We start from the raw sequence: 3,652 nt of genomic DNA, 5'->3' as shown, positions 1-3,652 counted from the left end.
AATGGAAAGAAGTTCCCACTAATAAAATTATTCTTACCATTGGGCAGAAAGATGCTCTTGTAAATGGTGAAACAATTACAAATGACGTTGCTCCAAAGATTGTAAATGAAAGAACAATGCTCCCAATAAGATTTATTGCTGAAAAGCTCGGTGCATCTGTTGATTGGGTGCAGGAATCTCAGACTGTTATAGTAGAACTTGACGATATTAAAATTTCTCTTGTAATAGGTGAAAATTTTGCAATGGTGAATAACGAGAAGATTGAACTTGATTCAGCATCATTTGTTGAAGACGGAAGAACTTTCCTTCCTATAAGATTCGTAATGGAAAATTTGGGTGCGAATGTTCTGTGGAATAACGACACTCAGACAGTAACAATAACAAAATAATTGCTTAAATCAAAATAGCATCTCGACTTCCGAGGTGCTATTTTTGTTTTGTCGCAAAAATTGCCGCATAACCGGTTCAGATGTCGGATTTCAATTTTTCAACCAAAGTCGACACCAATTTGTTTGCATTCCATACTATCGGCTTGTTTTTTGCAAATAAAAAGGAGTTTATATTTATATCAGTAATAAAATAAATGTTTCATAAATCACTCGACACAAGACATTTTGGGTAGTGAAAACAATCTGCATCAGCAGTTAATATATAGATATATTTCGTCAAAGGTGGTGGTTGAAAAAGTAGTGTTAGTCGTAGTATGATGACCCGCTTTCTTTCTAAGTAAAAGTATCTTTTGTATTATTATTTGATGCGGCACACGCAACAAAGAAAAATAGAGCTCAAAGTCGAATGAGCTCTATTTTTTTGATTTCAAGCATACTGTGGAACTAACCCGAAGGAAATCATTATTTTTTTATTTGCCTCTTCCAACAAGTCTTCTGATAAATTTGCAATCTTATCACGCAACTGATAGCGATTGACGGTCAAGACTTGCTCAAATAATGCAACTGATTTCTTGGGCAAGGTGTTGCCGAGCTCTAAATGTGTCGGCATACCTTTGCGGTGTTTCCCAAAACTGGAGGTAATAGGCACAACCAACAGAACCGGACTAACCTCACAAGCAATCTCATTTGCCATAACAACACAAGGTCTAACACCGGTTGCTCCTCCGTTCTGAACACTACCGTTCCGCTCCGTTCCAAGTTCAACATAGAAAATATCACCTTTTCTTATGTAAGTAGTTTCTGTCATTAAAATCATCATCCTTTCATTAGTGAAAATATTTTATGATGATGATTTTGAACGAAAATTTATAATCTCCTTTATTCATAAAAATTCTGTAAAATCACAATTTTCTCAAAAAATCCGTCAAAAAATAGAATAATTCAGAAGGCGACCTGGTTAGATCGCAGGATTTTTTATTGCTGAGATTTCTTGATGAAAATATATGGAAAACCGGCAGAAAGTATTCCGTACTGTTCCTTAATCTTCTTTGATGCCTTGACTTTTTCAAGGTTAAGCATTTGCATTATCGCAGGTATCTGCCTTATATAAGTTTTTTCTCTGAAAAATACATCATTATCACTGTAAAAACTTTTTACAGTATTCAATGTGAAATAACCATCTTTTTCAAGCAGAATGTTTATTGTTTGCAGTAAGAAATTATCTATGCTCCTGACTGATTTCCCTTTTATCTGAGGAAAAACTCTATCTGCCGTCTCCTTGTCAAAAGCATTGGCAACTGCCTCGTAAGAAAAGTGCGTCTTTCTGAGACCCTTTTCTTTGACTTGTTTTGCAACATCCTCGCACTCTGTAAGGACATTATATGTATAACTTGGAATTGAAAAAACAGTAATATAATTATCTTTATTATGTTTATTTTGAAATTGTTTCACATATTTTACATATTCTTTTGGAACATCATTATCGGTGTCTAAATCGACTTTTTCTATCAATTTCAACAGACATAAAAAAGCAATATCAGTGGTTGTGTTCTTTTTATCATGCCTACCCATTCTCTGTGATATGTGTTTAATAGAAGCTGTAAAAAGAAATTTCCCCGCTGCACTTGAATATTCAAGGGAATCTATTGCTATATCGTGTAGTTCTTTGAGGGTTCTAACATAGCGATACATAGAATTATGCAAATCTGTATGAGAATACTGTATGTCATCTATAATTGTATGCTTATTGTCTTCCAACATACTTTTTAATCGGGTATCTACCTTGTATTCAATATTTAAGTCTTCACATATCTTTTTAATTGCATCGCTTCTGGAGCATTCTTCAAGGTGAGAAACAACTTGAATGATATTCCCTTTAAAGCCACAGCTTGTAGCATTACAACAATATAACTCAACACCGCTATCTACTTTGAAAATGCTTGCGCTTGGGTGCTTGTCTGGGTGTATGATACAACAAAAAGAATGCTGATTGCTATCGGCAAAACCATAGAACTCTTGTAGATAATCAAACATTGAAATTTCTTTTGTCAGATAGTCAAAAACTTGCTTATAGTTTGTGAAAACTCGTGGTGATATTGACTTGTTTTTAGGTAGCGTTGGTTTCGCATAACGGAATCTGGCATTCTTTTTCTCAGATGTCGTCTGAGCTGTAGATTCTGAAATATTAAACAATTTGCAGTATGATGCGATATAAGTGTAAGCATCATTCTCTTTCAGAACCCTACAAGGGTATGGTGGGTACTGTGATTCTTTTCTCCAAAAGGTATCGGGCAATCTCATTTGCTTAGCGCAATGCTTTGCTTTGACATCTCCATCAAAATGATTAACCAATGCATCTTCAATTTTTTGCCAGAGTTCAGGAGTTATTTTTTCTTTAATGAACCAGTAAAGGTGTAGCCCGTTCCTCGTCTCATTCACTATATTTGGCGGTATGCTGAAAGAATTAATCTTTTTCCATTGTTCCGTTTTGTATTTTTTTACTGTTTTTCCAGGCAAGAAATTGCCTTTTGAATCTTTTCCGGCGTCTAAATCAACAAAAAATGTTTTAAACTCTGTTATGTCTTCCTTTTTTGTACCACCGATATTGGGAATAAAGTAAATATTATACTCGTCAATATATTGGGGTACATCTTCTAAACTGATTTTTATTTTATTATTAAGAAAACATATCGGGTCTGGATTACCTAATTTTTTTAAGAACTCTTTATAATTCATTATCATCTCCTTTTATAATTTTGGTAATATCACCCCCGTATTACATATAATTTTTTTATATCTGTTATGTGGGGGTCTTATTACCGCTTATGTTCGGATGATACATCGTCTACGGTAATTCGTCAAATCTTTAAAAAGACCAACAGGGTAATCTTCCCGAATCTATATTTATAATGCGGGGTATTTTTACCCGAATAAAATATCTCTTATAATAAGAGAAAAATACAGTAATAATTAAAATAAAATCACTGATAGAGAAATAATTAGAATAAAATTGTCTTAAAATCAAAATGCCGATAAAATCAGCAAATATATTATATTTTTACAAGAATTTCAGTAAATACAATTTTTCCGCAAAAAATAAATAATGGCGGTACTGTAATAGTACCACCACCATTTCTCAGATAGAAGATGTTCGACATTTAACTTGCCGTTTCAAAAGCCTTGACTCTTCTATAAAATGTATTGGGTTTTAGATTCAAGATGTTCATTGCTTGCCTAGCGGTAATTTCACCGGTCTTCCATGT

General features: G+C 33.7%; 4 protein-coding genes. 1 reads left to right on the top strand and 3 read right to left on the bottom strand.

The genetic code is table 11. The features are described from left to right. A partial coding sequence (locus E7419_08310) for a copper amine oxidase N-terminal domain-containing protein (protein ID MBE7015178.1) occupies positions 1–389 on the top strand: 389 nt, incomplete at its 5' end. A gap of 427 nt (positions 390–816) precedes the next feature. On the opposite strand, the gene E7419_08305 is transcribed toward E7419_08310, so the two are convergent. The 3 genes from E7419_08305 to E7419_08295 all read right to left on the bottom strand — a co-directional run. Continuing rightward, positions 817–1,209 carry a type II toxin-antitoxin system PemK/MazF family toxin gene (locus E7419_08305; GenBank protein MBE7015177.1) on the bottom strand — a complete coding sequence of 131 codons (393 nt, stop codon included), beginning with the start codon at positions 1,207–1,209 and terminating at the stop codon, positions 817–819. A 155-nt stretch (positions 1,210–1,364) separates the two neighbouring features. After that, positions 1,365–3,131 carry a hypothetical protein gene (locus tag E7419_08300; protein ID MBE7015176.1) on the bottom strand — a complete coding sequence of 589 codons (1,767 nt, stop codon included), beginning with the start codon at positions 3,129–3,131 and terminating at the stop codon, positions 1,365–1,367. 416 nt (positions 3,132–3,547) lie between these two features. Beyond that, positions 3,548–3,652, bottom strand: a 105-nt coding sequence (locus E7419_08295) for a recombinase family protein (protein ID MBE7015175.1), incomplete at its 5' end; no start/stop codon positions are given.

The organism is Oscillospiraceae bacterium (assembly GCA_015068525.1).
In the GTDB taxonomy this organism is placed as follows: Bacteria; Bacillota; Clostridia; order UMGS1840; family HGM11507; genus SIG450.
This window is presented reverse-complemented; position numbering and strand designations above follow the sequence as displayed.

Bases quoted from the DNA above. Each gene is read 5' to 3' on its own strand.
- E7419_08300 (MBE7015176.1), bottom strand. From the start codon at position 3,131: ATGATAATGAATTATAAAGAGTTCTTAAAAAAATTAGGTAATCCAGAC.
- E7419_08305 (MBE7015177.1), bottom strand. From the start codon at position 1,209: ATGATGATTTTAATGACAGAAACTACTTACATAAGAAAAGGTGATATT.